This is a genomic window from Yinghuangia sp. YIM S10712 (genome assembly GCF_051388935.1).
Classification (GTDB): Bacteria; Actinomycetota; Actinomycetes; order Streptomycetales; family Streptomycetaceae; genus Yinghuangia.
In genome coordinates, this window is sequence record NZ_JBPKBI010000005.1 from 11,864 (window position 1) to 14,008 (window position 2,145).

At 69.0% G+C, this 2,145-nt stretch carries 2 protein-coding genes; both read left to right on the top strand.

Going from position 1 to position 2,145, the window contains the following annotated elements; all coding sequences use genetic code 11:
• Window positions 1-249, top strand: a 249-nt coding sequence (locus ACRX5W_RS13595; RefSeq protein ID WP_436788352.1) for a hypothetical protein, incomplete at its 5' end; no start/stop codon positions are given.
• A gap of 146 nt (window positions 250-395) precedes the next feature.
• Window positions 396-2,099 (top strand): hypothetical protein, encoded by a 1,704-nt coding sequence (locus ACRX5W_RS13600; protein ID WP_436788353.1) that lies wholly within the window; start codon window positions 396-398, stop codon window positions 2,097-2,099.
• Window positions 2,100-2,145: the final 46 nt, after the last annotated feature.

Consider the following 2,145-nt stretch of genomic DNA (forward strand, 5'->3'; position numbering starts at 1 on the left):
GGCCGGGGACACCTCCCGCCGAGCGCTCGGGGCAACCGCGGCAAAGCCCCGGGGCGGGCATCGGCGGGCCCGATCGCACCGAATTCCGTTGCGGAAAATATTCGATCTCCGGATTTCCCACGCCCGCAGCACATCGCCGACTCACCGAAAAATAATTCGACACGTGCCACCGGTTTTGCACCGCATCAAATCATTGACTATTTCTGCAATCCACGTGTGAATGTGCCACAGCATCTTCCGTTTGGTTGAGTTCGCCGCACAGCGTCCTGACGTACGGGGGCTGCGGACCCGTCCCTCTCCCCGGACCGACGAACGAGGGTCACCCCGACCGACGCGGTGGACATCTCCCGGTGCCCGCGCCGCCCGCGCCACGCACCTCGACCCGAAGGAGTCCGGTGTCCCCCCTGCGAAGACTGCGCACGACACGAACGGGAGCCGTCCTGGCCGGCTCGACCCTGCTGATCTCCGGTCTCGGCCTGACCATGCTCGCCCCGGCCGCCCACGCCGGCACCGTCACACCAACCGTGCACTGCGTCCTCCCGGCCGGGCAGGGCGAAGGCACCGGGCCGCAGACCATGACCGTGGACCTGTCACCGGCAAGCACCACACCCGGCAGCACCGTGCACGCGGTCGTGACGCTCGGCCCGGGACCGACGAACAGCACGCAGACCCTCAATGACATCCCGACCACGCCGAGCATCACTCTGGCGATGAGCGGCGGGGCGACCGGCAGCGTCACCGTGACCGGCGCCACGACCAACATCGATGTCGTGGCCGGCCAACCCGTTCAACTGCCCACGTTCGAGGGTGACTTCCTCATCCCGGCGAACGCGAACGGGGTCATCGACTTCACCCCGACCGGCAACAAGACCGTCACCCAGGTCTTTGGCCTGACCCTCACCACACCGTGCGACGTCACCGCAGGCGGCGGCGTCGTGGCCTCGGTCACCGCGCAGGGAGCCGGCAGCGAGCAGCCGACGCTCACCGCGCCGACCGGCGTGGTACGCCCCGGCAACGCCATGACGCTGTCCGGCGCCGGCTACCCCGCGAGCGCGGCAGCCGTCCCGGCGCTGTGCGACGCCGCCGGGGGCAACTGCAACACCGCGCTGTTCACCGCGAACGCGCTGACCATCAGCGCAGGCGGAGTCCTGTCGGGCTCGGCGACGCTCAGCACGACGGTCGCCGACGGCAACTACGTCGTGCAGGTCGCCGCAGGCGGCAAAATCGCCCAAGCACCCGTCACCGTCCAGAAGTTCGTGCCGGTGGGTGACCCCGTCATCGCCCTCGACCGCAACCGCGGACCGGTCGGCACCACGGTGAAGGTCAGCGGCAGCAACTTCCCGCCGAACACCACCGTCCGGCTCAACGGCGTCAACACCACGGGCGGGGTCGAGTCGGGCTCGAAGACCTACACCACGAACGGCAACGGCGTCCTGGCGCCTTCGGACTACACGATCCAGACCGAAGCCACCACCGGCATCCGCGTCCGGCTCCTCGACCTGGTGGGCACGCCGCAGTACATCCTGCCGTTCACCGTCGCCAACGACCCGCCGACCGTGGCCGTGGGCGAGACCGTGAGCCACCGCGGCGGAACCGTCTCGGTCTCCGGCGTGAACTGGGCGCCCGGCACGACGCCGACCGCGTCCCTGTGCGCGGCCAACGGCACCTCGTGCAACCCCGCGTCGATCTCGTCGTCGTCGCTCGCCATCGCCGCGGACGGCACCCTCTCCGGCACCGTGACGATCGCGAACAATGTCGCGTTCGGCTCGTACGCGCTGGCCGTCACCGCCGGGGGTGAGACTGCCACCACGCCGCTGGCCGTGCAGCAGCGCTGGATCCAACTGCTGCCGAACAACGGTCCGTTGGGCACGACCACGACCATCGTCGGCAAGGGCTACGGAACGTTCGCGTGGATCAAGCTGTACGGAGTCGACGCCAACGGTGTGACGACCGACGACTACAGCTACGCCGCGGCCGACGCGTTCGGCAACTGGATCACGTGGATGACGATCCAGGACCCGGACACCACCGCGATCGTCGCGGCGGAGACCTTCGCCCCGAGCAAGAAGGCGTCGGCGAAGTTCACCATCGCTCCGTGATCACCGGCTCCGTGCTCTCCCGCACCACATGAGAACGTGACGCGGG